15 protein-coding genes are annotated in these 17,330 nt (G+C 55.7%); 12 read left to right on the top strand and 3 right to left on the bottom strand.

Annotation, left to right across the window (positions count from 1 at the left end; genetic code table 11):
- Positions 1–9: 9 nt before the first annotated feature.
- From murD to QM016_RS02205, 11 genes are all read left to right on the top strand, one after another.
- Positions 10–1,431: a UDP-N-acetylmuramoyl-L-alanine--D-glutamate ligase gene (gene murD, locus QM016_RS02255; RefSeq protein ID WP_282710034.1), complete on the top strand. Its 1,422-nt coding sequence runs from the start codon at positions 10–12 to the stop codon at positions 1,429–1,431.
- Complete coding sequence (locus QM016_RS02250; protein WP_282710033.1) at positions 1,428–2,870, top strand: putative peptidoglycan glycosyltransferase FtsW; 1,443 nt, start codon at positions 1,428–1,430, stop codon at positions 2,868–2,870. The genes murD and QM016_RS02250 overlap by 4 nt, the downstream gene beginning before the upstream one ends.
- Positions 2,863–4,002 carry an undecaprenyldiphospho-muramoylpentapeptide beta-N-acetylglucosaminyltransferase gene (murG, locus tag QM016_RS02245; protein WP_016476754.1) on the top strand — a complete coding sequence of 380 codons (1,140 nt, stop codon included), beginning with the start codon at positions 2,863–2,865 and terminating at the stop codon, positions 4,000–4,002. The genes QM016_RS02250 and murG overlap by 8 nt, the downstream gene beginning before the upstream one ends.
- A 54-nt stretch (positions 4,003–4,056) precedes the next feature.
- Positions 4,057–5,469, top strand: coding sequence for a UDP-N-acetylmuramate--L-alanine ligase (gene murC, locus QM016_RS02240; protein ID WP_016476755.1), 1,413 nt, complete (start codon positions 4,057–4,059; stop codon positions 5,467–5,469).
- 16 nt (positions 5,470–5,485) lie between these two features.
- Positions 5,486–6,616, top strand: coding sequence for an FtsQ-type POTRA domain-containing protein (locus QM016_RS02235; RefSeq protein ID WP_282710032.1), 1,131 nt, complete (start codon positions 5,486–5,488; stop codon positions 6,614–6,616).
- Between the two features lie 211 nt (positions 6,617–6,827).
- Positions 6,828–7,979 (top strand): cell division protein FtsZ, encoded by a 1,152-nt coding sequence (gene ftsZ, locus QM016_RS02230; protein WP_282710031.1) that lies wholly within the window; start codon positions 6,828–6,830, stop codon positions 7,977–7,979.
- 34 nt (positions 7,980–8,013) lie between these two features.
- Positions 8,014–8,790, top strand: coding sequence for a polyphenol oxidase family protein (locus tag QM016_RS02225; RefSeq protein ID WP_349237886.1), 777 nt, complete (start codon positions 8,014–8,016; stop codon positions 8,788–8,790).
- A 1-nt stretch (position 8,791) separates the two neighbouring features.
- A complete protein-coding gene (locus tag QM016_RS02220; RefSeq protein ID WP_282710029.1) occupies positions 8,792–9,517 on the top strand; it encodes a YggS family pyridoxal phosphate-dependent enzyme in 726 nt (241 codons plus the stop codon).
- Between the two features lie 48 nt (positions 9,518–9,565).
- Complete coding sequence (locus tag QM016_RS02215) at positions 9,566–10,186, top strand: cell division protein SepF (protein ID WP_016476760.1); 621 nt, start codon at positions 9,566–9,568, stop codon at positions 10,184–10,186.
- 33 nt (positions 10,187–10,219) lie between these two features.
- Positions 10,220–10,486: a YggT family protein gene (locus QM016_RS02210; protein WP_282710028.1), complete on the top strand. Its 267-nt coding sequence runs from the start codon at positions 10,220–10,222 to the stop codon at positions 10,484–10,486.
- A gap of 80 nt (positions 10,487–10,566) precedes the next feature.
- Complete coding sequence (locus QM016_RS02205; protein WP_282710026.1) at positions 10,567–11,199, top strand: DivIVA domain-containing protein; 633 nt, start codon at positions 10,567–10,569, stop codon at positions 11,197–11,199.
- Positions 11,200–11,252: 53 nt separating this feature from the next.
- Here QM016_RS02205 and QM016_RS02200 read toward each other — a convergent pair whose 3' ends face one another.
- Both QM016_RS02200 and QM016_RS02195 read right to left on the bottom strand, forming a co-directional pair.
- The gene (locus QM016_RS02200) at positions 11,253–12,194 is read right to left on the bottom strand and encodes a TIGR03915 family putative DNA repair protein (RefSeq protein ID WP_282710024.1); all 942 of its coding nucleotides are present in this window, start codon (positions 12,192–12,194) and stop codon (positions 11,253–11,255) included.
- On the bottom strand, positions 12,166–13,551 hold the full coding sequence (locus QM016_RS02195; RefSeq protein WP_282710021.1) for a putative DNA modification/repair radical SAM protein: 1,386 nt from the start codon (positions 13,549–13,551) through the stop codon (positions 12,166–12,168). The genes QM016_RS02200 and QM016_RS02195 overlap by 29 nt, the downstream gene beginning before the upstream one ends.
- A gap of 169 nt (positions 13,552–13,720) precedes the next feature.
- Here QM016_RS02195 and QM016_RS02190 point away from each other — a divergent pair, with 169 nt between their 5' ends.
- Positions 13,721–15,154 carry an HD domain-containing protein gene (locus QM016_RS02190; protein WP_282710019.1) on the top strand — a complete coding sequence of 478 codons (1,434 nt, stop codon included), beginning with the start codon at positions 13,721–13,723 and terminating at the stop codon, positions 15,152–15,154.
- Here QM016_RS02190 and QM016_RS02185 read toward each other — a convergent pair.
- A complete protein-coding gene (locus QM016_RS02185; RefSeq protein WP_016476766.1) occupies positions 15,147–17,330 on the bottom strand; it encodes a YhgE/Pip domain-containing protein in 2,184 nt (727 codons plus the stop codon). The genes QM016_RS02190 and QM016_RS02185 overlap by 8 nt on opposite strands.

Genomic DNA, 17,330 nt, shown 5'->3' with positions numbered 1-17,330 from the left:
GCATACCTCATGTCGGTGCACGTACCTGAAAAACTTGGTGACGTCTGCGTTCTTGGTCTGGGCAAGACGGCGCTGTCCGTCTGTTCATATCTTGCTGGCCTCGACGCCTCTCGGGTGAAGTCTGTCACGCTTTTCGGCGGATCCGATGCTCACGCGGGCGAGAAGACCGCTGAACTTGAAGCGCTTGGCGTGCGTGTCATCATCGGTACCGACGATGTGGACGGCGCATTTGATATCTGCATCGCCTCCCCGGGCATCCCTGATTCCTCAAAGCTGTTCTTGTCCGCCGCGTCGTGCTCAAAAGAGATTATCGGCGAGCCTGAGTTTGCGTATCGTGAAAGTCCCAACAAGTGGATTGCCATTACAGGAACGAACGGTAAGACAACTACGACCGCTCTTACTACGCGCATCCTGCAAACCGCTGACGAAGACGCCGTTGCTGTAGGAAATATCGGCTGCACTATTACCGATGAGCTTGCCGGCCGTCAAGACAGTGAGTGGTTTGTCGCTGAGCTTTCAAGTTTTCAGCTGGCGACCATCAAGCGCCTGCACCCCCGCGCAGCAGCGCTCTTAAATATCACTCCCGACCATCTTGAATGGCACGGTTCGCTTGAGGCGTATGCGGCGGCAAAAGAACGCATCTTTGAGAACCTTGATCCGTGCGATCTGGCGGTCATCTCCGACCTGGACGCGTATTGTCGCGCCTGCGGAAAGCGTCTGGATGAGCGCGGCCTGCGCGTCTGTCACGTAAGCACCCAAGATCCAAAGACTTCGTGCGCGGCGTTTGTGCGCGAAGGGGTTTTGGTGATACGCCGCAATGGGCGCGAAACGGAGTTGGTGCGAAAAGATGACCTGAAGATTCATGGAATTCATAACGCGCTCAACGCGCTTGCGGCTTCCGCACTGGCGCTGGAGGTTGGTGTTGATCCGGTTTCCATCCGTCATGCGCTGCTTGATTTTGCTCCGCTTGAACACCGTATTGAGCCGGTTAAAGAGGTTAGCGGCGTGCTCTATGTGAACGATTCGAAGGCTACCAATACCGACGCTGTTGAAAAATCGCTCACATCGTTTTCCGGACGGGGAGTGGTGCTTCTTTTAGGTGGCCATGATAAAGGTACGGATTTGACGCAGCTTGCCACCGCTGTCAACCGCGTCTGCAAAACAGCGCTTTGCTACGGAGCAGCGGGCAAGCGCCTTGCCGCGGCGCTTGCGACTGAAAAGGAAAAGAGCGCCTCGCGTCTTGATATCATTGAAGCGCCTCATATGAAAGACGCTTTTGACGCCGCTGTCAAAGCGGCCGCGCCAGGAGATGTTGTACTTCTCTCCCCGGCATGTTCTTCATTTGACGAGTTTTCCGGCATGGCCGAGAGAGGCCGTGTTTTCAAACAGTATGTATACGATCTTGCAGAACGAGAGGGTGTTCTCTCATGACGAAGAGCCGTCGCAAGGAGCGCACTCTGTTTGGCGTGCCTGAACGGTTTATGAAGCCGCGCATTATCTTAGTGGTTGCCACGGTACTTCTGGTGCTGTTTGGCATGCTTATGATTTATTCAGCATCGTCGGTAACGGCGATGACCAATCCTGATATGGGTAACAGTCCCTTTTATTACGTTAAGAAGCAGGCAATTATCGCGCTGGTTGGTACTGGTATCGCTGTGTTTATCGCAGTCGTTGATTATCGGCGTATCTGCATGGGGTGGCGTATTCTTTTTCTTATTACCCTGACCATGCTTGGTGTGGTGCTGCTGCCTTTTGCCGGCGCTGACGCTCTGGGCGCTACGCGCTGGATTTCCATAGGCGGCTTTACTATCCAGCCGTCCGAATTCGCAAAGATCACCATCATTATGATGGTTGCGTTTTTGATTCAGCAGTACCTGGTTGATGGCGTCCTTGACCAGCGGCGCTTTTTCATTACCTGCGCCGTTGTTGTCGGCATTCCGCTTCTACTCATCTTGCTTCAGCCGGATAAGGGGACAACGCTCATCATCGTTTCCGCCATCATCATCATGGCTTTTCTCGCCGGTTTTGACATGCGCTTTGTGGTGCTCACCGCGATTGTGGGCGCGGCAATCCTGCTGTTTCTCGCCACGCGTGACGAATACTCACGCGCGCGGTTTTTGATTGGACTCAATCCGTGGGCCGACTACCACAATACGGGCTATCAGCTGGCTCAGGCACAATACGCCTTTGGAACCGGCGGCCTTTTTGGCGTGGGCATTGGCTTTTCCCGCCAGAAATATTCCTATCTTCCTATGGCTCATAACGACTTCATTTTCGCAGTTATCGGTGAGGAAACGGGATTTATCGGTATTCTCTGTCTGTTTGCCGTCTTCGCGCTCGTTGCTTGGGCGGGATATCAGATTGCTCGATATGCTCCTGATCTGACCGGCCGCCTTGTTGCGGCGGGCTTCACGTCAATGTTTATTTTTCAGGCACTTTTGAATGTTGGCGGTGTTGTGGGCGCGCTGCCTCTTACCGGCAAGCCGCTTCCTTTCATCTCCTATGGCGGATCGACGCTTTTGTCTAGCTTAATGACGGTGGGCGTGCTTATGTCCATTTCGCTTCGGTCAAGTCTTCCCGAGACAGAGCATGATTCTCGCCGTCGCTCCTGGCAGATTGCAGGAGAGAGGATTGACGACTCTTTTGAAGAAGCCTACGGTGACGATTACGGCGCAGGATATAGCGCCGGTATCGGAACGGTACGGCCGTCTTCTCCGTCCGCGTCATTCACGATGGTTGAGGGCGGCGCGAAAGAGTCACTGCGCACTTCTCGCCATCGCATCGATTTGGGGCCAAGCGCTCGTGAGCGCCTGCGCTCCTCCTCGGATAAAAAGCGCAATCGAAACAACGGAAGGAATTCCCGTGACTGACACGAAAAAGCTTCTTACCATAGCAATTGCTGCCGGCGGCACGGCAGGCCACATCAACCCGGCTCTCGCGTTGGCGGAAGAGCTGAGGGACCGCGGGCACCAGGTACGTTTTTTTGGTCAGAGCGATAAGCTTGAGGGCAGACTTGTGCCTGAGAACGGCTTTGAGCTGGTGCCCATTCATGTTTCCGGTTTTAATCGCCGAAAGCCCTGGACGCTCGTATCGGCGGGCGTTCAAATGGAGCGCGCGAAACGGCGACTCAGCCGGCTTTTTGCCCAAGAGGGTGCCCCTGACGTAGCTGTGGGTTTCGGCGCCTATGTGGAACTGCCGCTCATGCGTTTTTGCGCCGCGCACAAGGTTCCTTATGTGCTGCATGAACAGAACTCTGTGACGGGTCTTGCCAATCGCGTATCAGCAAAAGACGCCTCCTGCGTATGCATTGCATTTCCGCAGGCAAGAGCCGCATTTGAAAACCATGTCGCAGATCCTGACTGCATCGTGGTAACCGGAAATCCCGTGAGGCGCTCGGTGCTTTTTGCCGACCGCTCGAAAGCGCGCCAGGCTCTTGGTATTGCTGAAGATGAGGTTTTCCTGCTTGTGTTTGGCGGCAGCCTGGGGGCGCGCAGCCTGAACAACGCGGTGGTCGCCCTCAAAGATCAGCTGTTAAGCCACCCTCATCTGCGCATATTGCAATCATGCGGAGCTGAGCTCTTTGATGAGGTGTCCGCGGCGCTGAAGCTTTCTGATGAGGAGGCGTGCCGGTGGGATGTAAGGCCCTATATTTCTAATATGGGAGAAGCGCTTGCTGCGGCTGACCTTGTCGTTTCTCGTTCAGGAGCGTCTTCTGTGGCGGAGATTGCAGCGCGAGCCGTTCCAAGTGTGCTTGTGCCGTTCCCCTTGGCTACGGCTGATCATCAAACTACCAACGCGCATTTGCTTTCGGATGCGGGAGCCGCCGTTTTGGTACCGGACGATCAGGTAGCAACGGCGTCCTTATCGTCACCTCTTTTAGAACTTGTGGAAGACGCGCAAAAACGCGAGCTGATGCATGAAGCGGCGCGCGGACTCAACCAAGGCCAAGCGGCGTGTCTTCTTGCGAACCGCGTGGAACTTGCCGCACGAGCGTGCTCATGACAGGATATTCGGCTAAAGTTATAAGCCTTATCGCTTTATCGGAGGAGCTTTACCATGGCTAATCAGGATATACCAACGGTTACGCGCGCCCACTTCATCGGCATTGGTGGAGCTGGCATGAGCGGCATCGCGCTTGTGTTGCATGAGCGTGGCTGCATCGTTACAGGCTCTGATCTTAAGAGCTCCCGCTATGTGCGTGAGCTTGAAGAGGCGGGCGTGAGCGTCCATATTGGACACACCGCCGCTACTATCGATGAGGTCCGGCCAGACGTTGTAGTCACTTCAACCGCTGTTCCCGAGACTAACCCCGAGGTGATTCGCGCTCGTGAGCTGACTATTCCCATCTGGCCACGGGCGAAGATGCTGTCGTATCTTTCGCGCGGCTGCACGACCGTGGCCGTGGCGGGTACGCATGGCAAGACTACGACGTCATCGATGATTGCCACAATGCTCGACAAACTCGGCGCGGATCCGTCATTTTTGATTGGAGGGGTGGTCGAGGGGTACGACACAAACGGTCGCAACGGCTCGGGTCACTATTTCGTATGCGAGGCCGATGAGTCAGACGGCTCGTTTATGTATCTCAATCCCAGTTTGATTGTGATTACCAACATCGAGGCTGACCATCTTGACCATTATGGCACCCTTGAAAATATCGAGAAGGCCTTCTGCGATTTCATGGGCCTTCTGGATGAGGATGAAACGGTCATCATCAACGGAGACAATCCTCATTGGGTCGATTTGGCGAAATCCACAGGGCGCAAGACGGTCTCATATGGCTTTAGCGAGCAGTGCGACTATGTATGTCGTCCTCGTAAGCGCGAGAAGGGCATCGAAAATCCTCTGTCAGTGACCACTCCGTCAGGTGTAACGGTTGACCTGACGCTCCCGGCAAATCCCGGCAAGCACAATATTGCGAACGCCTGCGCGGCCATCGCTGCGGCTGACTGCTTGGGATACGATCCTGCAGACGCTGCCGCAGCGCTTTCTCAGTTCAAGGGCGCCCGCCGCCGCTTTACCCATGTTGGCGATTGCAACGGTATTACGGTAGTTGATGATTATGGACACCATCCCACGGAAATCAAGGCGACGCTTTCCGCCGCGCTTCCGCTGGGATTCAAGCGTGTCATCTGCGTGTTTCAACCGCATCGCTACAGTCGTACTCAAGACCTTGCGGACAGCTTCGCGCATGCCTTTGATGGGATAGACAAGTTGCTGGTGATGGATGTCTTTTCCGCAGGAGAGCTGCCCATTCCCGGCATTTCCGGCAAGACGATTGCCAGCCGCGTGGAAGCTGCGGGCAATGTGCCGGACGTTCGCTATATTCCTTCTCGTCATAAGCTCGTCGATACGCTTTGTGAGCTGTGTCAACCGGGTGATTTAGTCATCACGCAGGGAGCGGGAGACGTTACCCAGATTGGTCCGGCATATATCAAAGCGCTGTCCGAGCGCACAGGAGAACGGTAAGGCTCAGGTAGCACTTATGGCACGCGATACCAGCCGCCGTGGTACGCCACGCAAGGCAAACACAAAAAAAGCGCCCAAATCTCAGGAGCAGAGAAGCGCCTCAACGCGAGCTTCCCGCACGAGTAAGCCGTCTCGCGCAACGAAGACGTCTCCTGCGAGCGTCTCCGCACGGATGCGAACGAAAAACGGCGCGGCACGCGTCACGCCGTCTGAGGCGCGCGCCGCCCGGCAGCGCAATGCGCGCCGGTGGAACGGAAAGACCGTACGAAACGTACTCATAGGTCTTGCGGCCTGCGCGATCGTCGCGCTTATCGCCTTTTTTATCCTGCGGAGCGCTCCGGTATTTGCCATTACCAACATTACTGTTGAGCCGACTGCCCACGTGACCAATGAGGACATTCAAAAATTAGTTGCGGTTCCAGAAGGCACAACCCTTCTTAACATGGATGAGCAGCAGATAACGGAGAACCTCAAAAAGGATCCTTGGGTCGCGTCGGTTACCTATGAGCGTCAGTTTCCCAATACGCTGCACATCACCATACAGGAGCATAAAGTCTCCGCGCTTGTAGCCATGTCCACCGGTCCCACGGCGTGGTATCTCAGCGATGAGGGTACCTGGCTGCAGCAGATCAACCTGTCTGTGGGGGAGAACAACTCTGTGGGCGCCGCAGCGCTTGCGCAAGCCGAGAAGGACGGCGTGCTTTTGGTGAGCGACGTGCCCGCGACAGTCAGCCCCGTGGCAGGCGCGAAGGCGACAGATGAAGTGATTGAGGCCGTACTGGCGTATCAATCGACGTTTACGTCGGAGCTTACCTCTCAGATTGTCAGCTATTCCGCGGCAAGTGCGGACAGCATTAACATAACGTTGTCCAACGGTATCCAGGTAGCCCTTGGTTCTCCCACGCAAATTGAAGATAAGGAAAAAGTCATCTTGAGTATGGTGCGCCAGTATGCCGGCGAGATGACCTACCTGAACGTGCGCGTACCCGCAAGCCCCACCTACCGGAGGGTCACAAGCGGAAATACGCAAAACGGCACAGGCATCTCCAACGCTACGTCACAAGAGCAGGGGTCTTCTTCTGACTCATTGACTGATCTCAAGGATCATGACACGCAGGACACGTCGTCGTCCAGCGAGAAAAACTAACCGTTTACCGGCTGTTTCCATCATTTTTACATAATTGTTGACGAAAACCCTCAAGTTATGCAATCATACCCCGCTTTGCATGAAGCGTAAGCCTTAACTTGAGGTTCAGGGTTATTACCTGCGGTTCCTGCGAGCGCACGAAAATGTAGCAAGAAAGCGCACAAGCGCTCACGACCGAAGGAATAGAGGTACTATGCCACGAGGAGGAAAGATGGTTAAGGACACTGACACCCTTAATAACTACCTTGCTGTCATTAAAGTTGTAGGTGTTGGCGGCGGCGGTACGAACGCCGTGAACCGCATGATTGAGGAAGGCATCCGCGGCGTTGAGTTTGTTGCAATCAATACCGACGCGCAGGCGCTTGCCATTTCCGACGCGGATATCAAGGTTCACATCGGAACTGATATCACCAAGGGTCTTGGCGCGGGCGCAAATCCTGAGGTTGGCAAAGAGTCAGCCGAGGACTCCCGTGATGAGATTAAGGCTGCGCTTGCTGGCGCGGATATGGTCTTTATCACCGCGGGCGAGGGCGGCGGCACCGGCACCGGCGCTGCTCCTGTTGTCGCGGATATCGCCAAAAATGATGTCGGCGCTCTTACGGTAGGCGTAGTCACCAAGCCCTTTACCTTTGAAGGTCGCCGCCGGTATCAGTCTGCTTCTGACGGCATCAAGAACCTTTCCGAGAACGTTGACACGCTCATCGTAATCCCCAACGACCGTCTGCTGGATCTTTCCGAAAAGAAGACCACCATGCTTGAGGCGTTCCGCATGGCTGACGACGTGCTGTGCCAGGGAACCCAAGGCATTACCGATTTGATTACCGTTCCAGGCCTCATCAACCTCGACTTTGCCGACGTGTGCACCATTATGAAGGGCGCCGGCACTGCAATGATGGGCATCGGCATCGCCGCCGGCGACAATCGCGCTGCTGACGCGGCTACCGAGGCCATCTCCAGCCGCCTGCTTGAGAGCTCCATTGACGGCGCGACGCGTGTGCTGCTTTCGGTTGCCGGCAACAAGGATCTGGGCATTCAGGAGATCAACGACGCTGCCGACCTTGTCGCTAAAAACGTTGACCCTGAAGCGAATATCATCTTCGGTACGGTTGTGGACGAGTCCCTTGGCGATCAGGTGCGCGTGACGGTCATTGCCACTGGCTTCAACGACAACAATGTGCAGCAGGGGTCTTTGCCGACGGCTCGCAATGTGACGGCTTCCCGTCCCGGTACTCGCGCCGCGCGTCCTGCGGCTCGGCAGCAGCCGTCCCGTCCGGCTCCTGCGCCGGAACCTTCGCGTCCCGCCACTTCTTCAAACGACAAGGAATTTGATATTCCTGATTTTCTGAAGCGCAGCAGAATCTAGCATGATTGCGCTGGAGACACAGCGTAGGCAAGGCGTGGCTCTGATTACGGACGTGAGGCGTCCGTACGGGGTCACGCTCGCTTTTACCGAGCGGCAGCAAGGGGTGTCAAAGGGTGCTTTTACATCCCTTAACTTGGGTGGCGCCTGTGGAGACGCGCCTGAGGCGGTGCGTGAGAACAGGTCGCGCGTCCTTTCAGCGCTTGACGCGCACGCGTGCGCGGACAATCTAATCAATCCTCATCAGGTTCATGGCGATAAGATTCTTGTCGTCCGCACGTCAGCCGCCGATGAGTTGGCGGCCGTACGAGCCGAATGCGTCCAGGGCGCTGACGCGATTGTCTGTTGTGCGGAAAACGTACCGGTTCTTTTGTGTTTTGCCGATTGCGTGCCTGTTATATTGGCGGCGCCCAAGGGGTTTGCAGTCGTTCATTCGGGCTGGCGAGGTACGCTCCTTCGCATTGCGTCAAAGGCGGTTCATGTTTTGACGGCGGAGACGGGTGCAAACGTTGAGGACCTTCTCGCCTATATCGGGCCTCATATAGGACCGCGTGAGTATGAGGTTTCTCAAGAAGTTATCGACCGCTTTACGCGTGAATTTGGATCGGGGATAGTGGCGCCTGACGCAGGTGGCCGTCACCTTGATTTGGGCGCCGCGGTTCGCATTTGCCTGACAGAGGCGGGTGTTCTCGCCGAAAACATCGCTGAAGTTACGGAATCTACGGCAGCCCATACGGATCGCTTCTTTTCCTATCGCGCCGAGCAGGGGCAGTGCGGCCGTCATGGAGCGGTTGCCGTGAAGTTGAGGAGCTAAGGTGGATTACGAGTCTTTTCTTGCCGAGCGCCGCTCAGAGATTCTTGAGGTTGTCGCCAACGCCGCAAAACGCTCCGGACGCGATGCTTCAGAGATTGAACTGGTGGCAGTGACAAAGACCGTCCAGCCTGAGGCGGTCCGAGGCGCTTATCAGGTAGGGTATCGTATCTTTGGCGAGAATCGCCCTCAAGAGCTCGGAAGAAAGATTGAGGCGCTCAAGGCCTGGCCCGACATGAGTGACGCCCGCTTTGACATGATTGGCAATCTTCAGACGAATAAAATCAATCACGTCATCGGCAGGGTGGGACTTATTCATTCTGTTTCTTCAGCCCACCTGGCTCATGCGATATCCGTGCGTTCTCAAGCGCGGAGTCTGACGTGTAAGGTTTTGCTTGAGGTCAATGTCTCCGGTGAGGAGTCAAAATCGGGATTTTCTCCCCAGGATACACGAGCTGCGGCAGATGAGCTCTTTGGCCTTCCCGGCCTTGAGATATGCGGCCTGATGACGATGGCTCCAAAAGATGACGCTTCCGCGGCGCGCAGAACGTTTTCCGGATTGCGTGAGCTTAGAGATGAACTTACGCAAAAAACAGGACACACGCTTCCCGCGCTTTCCTGCGGTATGAGTGATGATTTTCCGTTGGCTATTGAGGAAGGTTCGACCATGATTCGGCTGGGTCGTTTGGTATTTAGCCCCGAACATACCATGGCAAGCGTTCTACAATAGAAATGATTTGATTGCAGTGTTGCTCTATGACAAGCGAAAGGTGTAGAGATGAGCATTCTTGATACATTACGGGATCGGTTCAGAGGTCCGCAGGATGACGATTACTATGACGATGAGTACTATGAGGACGATGAGTTTGACGAGGAGGGCGCGGGTCAGCCACATACCCGTGAGGCAGCTTCGTCCAACAGGCTTTTAGGCAATCCTTCTCGCCCTGAGGCGGAGAGCGTTTCTGTGTATACCCGTTCCGGCCGTCCGGTGTCTCCAGCTCCTGCGTCCGCGGCGGCTCATGAATATCAGCGCCCGCAGCCAACTACTCAGTTTGCCTCCGGAACCACGGTGCAGACGCCGGGCGATGCCGGCCTCAGACCGGTTTCCCGTATGAGATCCGGGCAGCTGCCGCCCTACGTGCTGCGTCCCGTTGCCTATGAAGACGTTCAGTCTGTAGTGCGCCGTGTACGCACAGGACAGCCGGTAGTTCTTGTCTTTAAGAACACCAATACCGAGATCGCTAAAAGAATCCTTGACTTCAGTTTTGGTCTTTCATATGGACTTGAAGGCGCGGTTGAGGCAATAGGAGAGCGCGTTTTCGTAGTCCTTCCGCAGGGAATGGAACTTTCTCAGGCCGATCTGGATAAACTTGCCGCCGATGGGGATATTACAAGATGATTTTGTTTACGAAGGATTCGACGGAGGTTTTACGTGTTTGGTCTACGGCTGGCGTCACTTATCGTGCGTCTGATAGAAGTATATGAACTGCTGGTTTTTATCTGGTGTGTGCTGTCTTGGATTCCGTCAAACAGCCGTCAAGTCAGATCGTTCCATGATGCTCTTGGCGTTCTTGTCGGGCCGTACCTCTCGATTTTCAGGCGCATCATTCCAACGTTTTCAGGTATGGATTTTTCGCCGATTGTGGCATTACTCGTGCTTCAGGTGGCTGAACGCCTTATTTGGAATATACTTGTCTAGGCAGCTTCTTTGCGTGCCTCGATAGGGGTTTTACTAACTGCAGGTATTTGCGATACTACGCACAACGAAAGGGAACAAGAATGGCAATCACACCGGCAGACATCGAAAAACAGTCTTTCTCTCCCTCTGAGCTTGGCTACAATCCTGAAGAAGTGGATTCCTTCTTGGAGCAAGTTTCTTCTGAGATTGACGCAATGCTCCAGAAAATCGCCGACCTCAAGGGTCGTCTGACCAACTCCGAGCAGCAACTTGCTGCGGCTCAGGCTCAGGTGGCAAGTCTTGAGGAGAATTCAGAGAAGGCTGCGGCAGACAAAACAAACGCTCAGGCCGTGGCTGCCTCCGAGCACCAGATTTCCCAGGTGCTTATTGTGGCGCAGGCTTCTGCTGACAAGCTCGTAGCTGACGCTCGCGACAATGCCGAGCGCATTCGCAACGAGGCCGACCAGAAGGCTCGTGAGGTCATTCGTCAGGCGCTTGCCGAGAAGCAAACCGAGCTTGATGAGATTGATCGTCTCAAACAGTCCCGCGAGGATTTCCGCGCCGAGTACCGCAAGCTTCTCCAGCACTTCATGGACGATGCCGATTCCGTTTTCCCGCAGGGCGTGCTCAACAATGCGCATACGCCTGAGGTTCCTGCTGCAACAACACCTGCCGGAGTTCCTGCGCAAAACGCTCCTGCGCCTTCGGCAACTGATTTCAGCGATCTTGACTAGTACGACCGTGGTGATATGAACGCCGACGTGAGCGGTGGCATGTAGCAACAGTTCTACGAAGTAATACGACGGCATCGGGTTACGTCTGGTGCCGTTTTTTCGTGGACGTTCACAGCAAGCTCGGTAAGCTCGCTCCAAAACCGCTGAGGCATCCAGTGTGTCCGCAAGTCGTATCCACGCTGTGAGGCGTCTCTGCCGGGGAGCCCAACTCTCTCGTAAAAGCACTGCCACAGGGCCTGGATAGAGGCTTCGTTGTCAGCAAGGTCGCTGCGCGCCACAAGCTTATCAATGCCGCTCTGATCAAGTTTTACAGTGCCAAAGCGTTTCTGCTTGGGAGTGTAGAACGTGGCGATGTGGTGCAGTGGGTCAACGATGAGAAAGCGCTCGTTGCCAAGGCGTTGGACAAAGTAGTCGGTTGTCAGAGGCAGCACGTTTGCGTTAGGCCGAAATACCGACATGAACGAACCGTCTGCCATGCGCGAGAAACGCACGAATTGCCGCATATGCTCGCGCTCATTGTCAACCTGTCGAGCCAACGCGTTAAGCGCATGGCAGACTTCGTCCGCAGGATCTTCAACGAGGAGCGTTGACTGTGAAAAGCCCGCTCTCATAAAGCGATGGACCGTTTCAGGCATACGAGGATTATCTGACGCGCAGGCCAGTACCAGACGCCTGACGGCTTCGCGATTTTGTTTCTGTTCAAACCCCACAAGGACCCGGCGCGCCAAGGCGACCGTTTCATCCCAAGATGGATTAAGACCTTGCACGATGACTTCACCAAGGCGCGCCTGGCACCCGGTTTCTCTCACAAGACGAACGCGAGAAGGTGACAGGCGTGCCAAATAAGTAAGGCCGACCGAGGAAACGACGCCTTCAACGGAGGGCTCGCAGGTCAGCGCCACGTTGGAGGAGGAGTCGAGTTCGCGAAGCTGACGTATGGCGTGCGCAAGAAGGGGAGAGCCGTCATCAAAAGAGCGTTGGCTGTGAGTATTCAATCGCTCTTCTCGTCTTGTTATAGGAGCTTTTTCTGGCATCTTCTATCACCAGCTTTCTGATGAGCTCGGCGTCGAGCGGGGAGTTGCGGTCGCGCCTGCCTTGGCAGCACATGAAATGCCGCGCCCGCTTTAAGGTAATGTTGAGTCTCGCGAGATCCTCAAAACTCAACGGGCGCTTCCTGCGGGCGGCGATAATCCTTCTTGCGCCTACAGGACCTACCCCGGGAATGCGAAGGAGCAGCTCAAGTGGGGCGTCCATAATCTCGACAGGGAATTGGTCAATATGGGCAAGCGCCCACGCGAGTTTGGGATCAACGTCTAAATCAAGCCAGGGAGCTTCTGGAGAAACAAGCTCGTCAGGAGTGAACGCGTAGTAGCGCATCAGCCAGTCTGCCTGATATAGCCTGTGCTCCCGTCTGAGTGGCACGGGCGTATCGGGCGCGGGCAGACGCTTATCGTCCAGCATGGGCATATAGGCCGAGAAAAAGACGCGCTTCATGTCGTAGCGTTCGTAGAGCGCCTGCGAAAGGCGAAGTATCTGGTTGTCACTTTCCGGAGTGGCGCCGATGATAATTTGTGTTGATTGTCCTGCTGGCGAGAAGGACCTCTTTGCGGAAGAAACGCGGGGTCGAGGGCGGAGCGTATAGGCTGCCGCGTTGCCATAAAGCTTGCGGCCTTCCGAAAGCGCGCGTTGGCGCGGCGCATATTTTGCGAGCGTTGATGTTTTGTTCTGCGTAGCCTCCAAGAGAGACGTTTCTTCTTCTACGCGGGTGCGGTGTATGAGTTTCATGGGCTCCGTAACCGCTTTGCCGTCTTTATCCGGACAAAGCAGCTGCAGCGATTTGGAGCTTGGAAGCTCCAGATTAACGCTGAGCCTGTCGGCCAGAAGGCCGATGGTGCCGATAAGCTCCGGCGCGGTTCCCGGAATGATTTTGGCGTGAATGTAGCCGCAAAAACGGTGCTGTACGCGCAAAATGCGCAGGCAGGCAATCATGAGTTCCGTTGTGTGGTCAGGCGTTCCTACAACGCCGGACGAAAGAAAGAGCCCTTCTATGTAGTTGCGTTTATAAAAGTCGACCGTAAGATCGGCAAGTTCTTGCGGTGTAAACGACGCGCGCTCGCACGAGGCTGAACGCCTGTTGACACAGTATGCGCAGTCGTATGAGCAGGCATTTGAGAAGAGTACTTTCAGCAAGGTGATGCAGCGTCCGTCAGGCGCGAAAGAGTGACAGCAGCCGGCGGCCGAAGCCATGCCAAGGCTGCCTTTTTGTGGCGCGCGGTTGACGCCGGAGGAAGTGCAGGCGGCATCATATTTCGCAGCGTCGGCAAGGATGGAAAGCTTGTCTAAGGTATCCACGCGAGGCCCTTCTCGTCAGATAGAACATAAGTTCTATCTATACTGTACCGCATTTTCGGCGCGGACAGGGAGAAAAACAGAACAAATTTTCTATTTTGCAGTTCCACAGCGTTTTCTGTATGCTCGTACTGTCAACGTATTTGGACGATGAGAAAACGGGAGAGTCGTGATGGATGCGCCGCTCCACGCACAAACCACAGCAGATACACTTGCTCTTTCCCTGTCCGAGGTGTTGCCACGGTATGCGAAGCACGCTCTTGCCGTGCTGGAAGGCGCTGGATATGAGGCCTGGGTTGTGGGAGGTTGGATTCGCGATGCGCTTTTAGGATCCGCGGCTCATGACGTTGACATCGCTACGGACGCTTATTGGAAACAGGCGGCTGAGGTGCTCAGGCGTGCCGGATACGCGGTGTATGAAACGGGCAGCGCTTATGGCACCGTTACGGTTGTCATTGAGAATCATCCTCTTGAAGTTACAACCTATCGTATAGAAAGTTCGTATTCCGACAGTCGCCATCCCGACGATGTCCGGTTTTCCGACAGCATACGTTTGGATCTCGCGCGTCGCGACTTTACCGTAAACGCCATGGCGTTTAATCCATCGCGTGGATTGCTCGATCCGTATCTGGGCCAGCGTGACCTTCGCCTGCGTCTGATACGCGCGGTCGGAGACGCGCGGGAGCGCTTTGAAGAAGACGCGCTTCGGGTGCTGAGGGCCGTGCGCTTCGCCTGCCGACTGGATTTTTCTATCGAGGCTGCAACGGATCATGCGCTCGCGGTTTGCGCGCCTCGTCTTGCATCCATTGCGCGTGAGCGCATCGGCGCGGAGACGCGCGCTATCGTAGAGACGGGGCGTACCGCTCGCGCGCTTCGTATCGGTTTTCCCGCCCTCGCGGCAGCCATTCCCGAGCTCGCACCCATGGACGATTTTGATCAGCAAAGTCCCTTTCATGCTTATGACGTGCGCGAACATACGGCTCGCGTGTGCGCGGGAGTTGAGGCTTTTACCGCCGGCACCGCACAGAGCGCGTTGCGCTGGGCGGCGCTGCTCCACGACATTGCTAAGCCTATGACCTTTTCCGAAGACGAGGGCGGCCGCGGTCATTTCTTCGGGCATCCTGAAGAGAGCGCCCGGATGGCTCACGAGATTCTTGAGCCTATGGGCGTGCCGCAGTCTTTGGTAGCTCAAGCCGCGCAGCTTATCCGCTGGCATGATTTGGAGGTCAGCGCAAGCGCTTCGTCCATTCGACGCTTCATCGCGACGCTTGATGAGGGTTGCGCGGGGAGGGGTGCCTGCCTGGCTACGCAGATCATTGAACTCAAGCGAGCCGACGCGCTGGCAAAGACGCCGTATTGTCGAACTTATGCCGTCAAGCTTGACGTCATTGCACGCATGCTGCATGACGAGATTCGCGTTGGCGCCGTGCAAAGCCCTCGCGACCTGGCCGTTTCAGGCGATGATGTCATGCGGACGCTCGACCTTGCCCCTGGACCTGCCGTAGGCATGTATCTCAGGCAGCTTTTTGAAGCCTACCTTGCCGGTGAGGTTGTCAATGAGCGAGAAGCACTTCTCGCCCTCTTGACGCCCGCGATGTCTACATGATTTTGGTCGATTCCAGCTTTTCGATAATCCACGCGTTGGCTCGCGCCACGGGTTTGCGGAGCACCAGTCCCAAGAGCAGGGCACAGGCGAGATAGACGCAGAGGATGCCTAGCTCCTGCAGCCAAATAGTACCGTAATAGCCGGCAATCGTTTCGTGCATGGCGTTGATGGCGTGCACAAAGGGCAGCAGAATGTTGATGTTTTGGAAGCTCTGCGGAAGCATTTGCACTGGGAACGTGCCGCCGGCGCCCGCGACTTGAATGACGAGAAGAAACACCGCGATTGCCTTGCCTACGTCGCCAAAAGAATAGGTAAGCGCGTACATGATATTGACGAAGACAAACGACGATATCCAAAGCGTCAGCATGAAACGCACGGGATCAACGCATTGAATTCCCAGGTAATAGAGGTCGCCGAGACCAACCAGCGTAGCTTGCAGGAATCCGAACACGCTGAAGGTAAGAAGGCGAGCCATATAGGCATGACGAGGCTGGGCGCCGATTGAGTCGAGAAGTGCCTGGTCAGATCCTGTGAGAAGCATGGCTACGAGGATAATGGCGCCTACCCAAAGAGAAAGCGTAGTGTAGAAACCGGCCATAGCCGAGCCGTTGTTTTCAACCGGATAGACAGCCGTACGATCAAGCGTTGTCGGCGCCGCCACAAACGACGCGAGGTCTTCGCTGTTGGCGCTGAGAATGCGGCGAACGGTGACAAGATCGTTGCTTGCAAGCGCCTCGGAGAGAGAGGTGTGTATAGCGTCAAGCTTATCGGCAAGCAGATTGATACGATTTTGGGCGCGCGCGAAGTCGTTTTTCAGAGCGTCGAGACTCGTATTAGTGGAAGCCGACACGTCCTTGAGCTGCGATACGGTAGCTTGCAGAGAACCGGCGATGGCGGATGTGTCGCCGCTGACACTGTCAAGTGACACGGAGAGGGAATCGAGCTGTGCGTCAAGGGTGCCTTTGAGCTCCGTGCGCGCGGAAGAGACGTCTGTTTGAGCCTGCGTAACCAAAGACGTTATAGCGGCGCGGTCGTCTTGGGAAAGGGTAACTCCGCTGTCAATGGCGTCTGCCGCGGCATCAAGGTGCTTCTGCAAAGCCCGCTGCGTATCAACGACGTTCTGTATGCGTGCGATGGGGGAATCGAGAAGGGACTGCGCTCCTGACGGAAGCGCCGCCTGCACAGCCTTCATGTCGCTCAAAAGCGATTCATACCCCGAAGCGACCGAGCTGACTTTTCCCGAAAGGTCGCGCATATCAGATGAGGTGTGTTGAGCGGTTGTGGTGGCGCTGTCGAGTGAGGTGGAAATCGCGTTACCAAGCGTGTCAAAGCTTGACTGGGTTGAGGCAAGCGCGCTGTCAACGGTATCTCCGGCGCTTTGCACGCTGCCGCTCAACTTATGGACGCCACTTGAGGCGGCATTGAGTGCATCGCCCGCGTCTTGCGTCGCGCTGTTGTCTGAGTTCATAAGATCGGAGGTACTCGAAACGATGGACTGAGCGGAAGTGATGAGATCTCCGTAGAGTTTCATATGGCGCGAAACGCCCCTCAGGTCGGTGCTGCCCCGCGTCAGCGCACTGTCTAAGGACGCCGCGGCGTTCATGAGATGAGGATCGTCAAGAGACGTTGACATTTCGTCAAGCACGCCGGCTCCGACTTCGGTTAGGGCGTCGGTAAAGCCGGATTCAATTTCCGTGCGTGCGGATTCCGCCGCTTTATCGGTAACGATAGGTGCGATAGCGCCGATTTTCTCGTTACTTATGTAGGTGATTGTCGCGGGTTCGCTGTGAGCGTTGCCAAGGCCGCCAAGGAGTTTTTGGGAGAAATCCGGCGGAATGATGAGCGCCGCATAATAGCGGCCGCTGCGCACTCCCTCCACGGCGTCGTCGTGGGTGGTGTACACGTAGCTGATGGAAGTGCTTTCACGAAGTTTTGACGCGGCTCGCTCACCGATGTTGACGCTGACGGGAACGAGCTTGCTCTTATAGCCGTCGTCGTCATTTGCAACGGCGATTTTAAGCTCGTTGGTGTGTCCGTAGGGGTCCCAGCTGCCCTCTATATTGAGCCAGGCGTACAGGGAGGGAAGAACGATAAGACCCACGCATACAACAAGGGCGATGACATTGCGTGAAACGGCGCGGAAGTCATGCAGGAAGAGCGTTTTGATTTTCTCCAT

The sequence above is a fragment of the Lancefieldella sp. Marseille-Q7238 genome (assembly GCF_949152215.1).
GTDB lineage: Bacteria > Actinomycetota > Coriobacteriia > Coriobacteriales > Atopobiaceae > Lancefieldella.
This window is presented reverse-complemented; position numbering and strand designations above follow the sequence as displayed.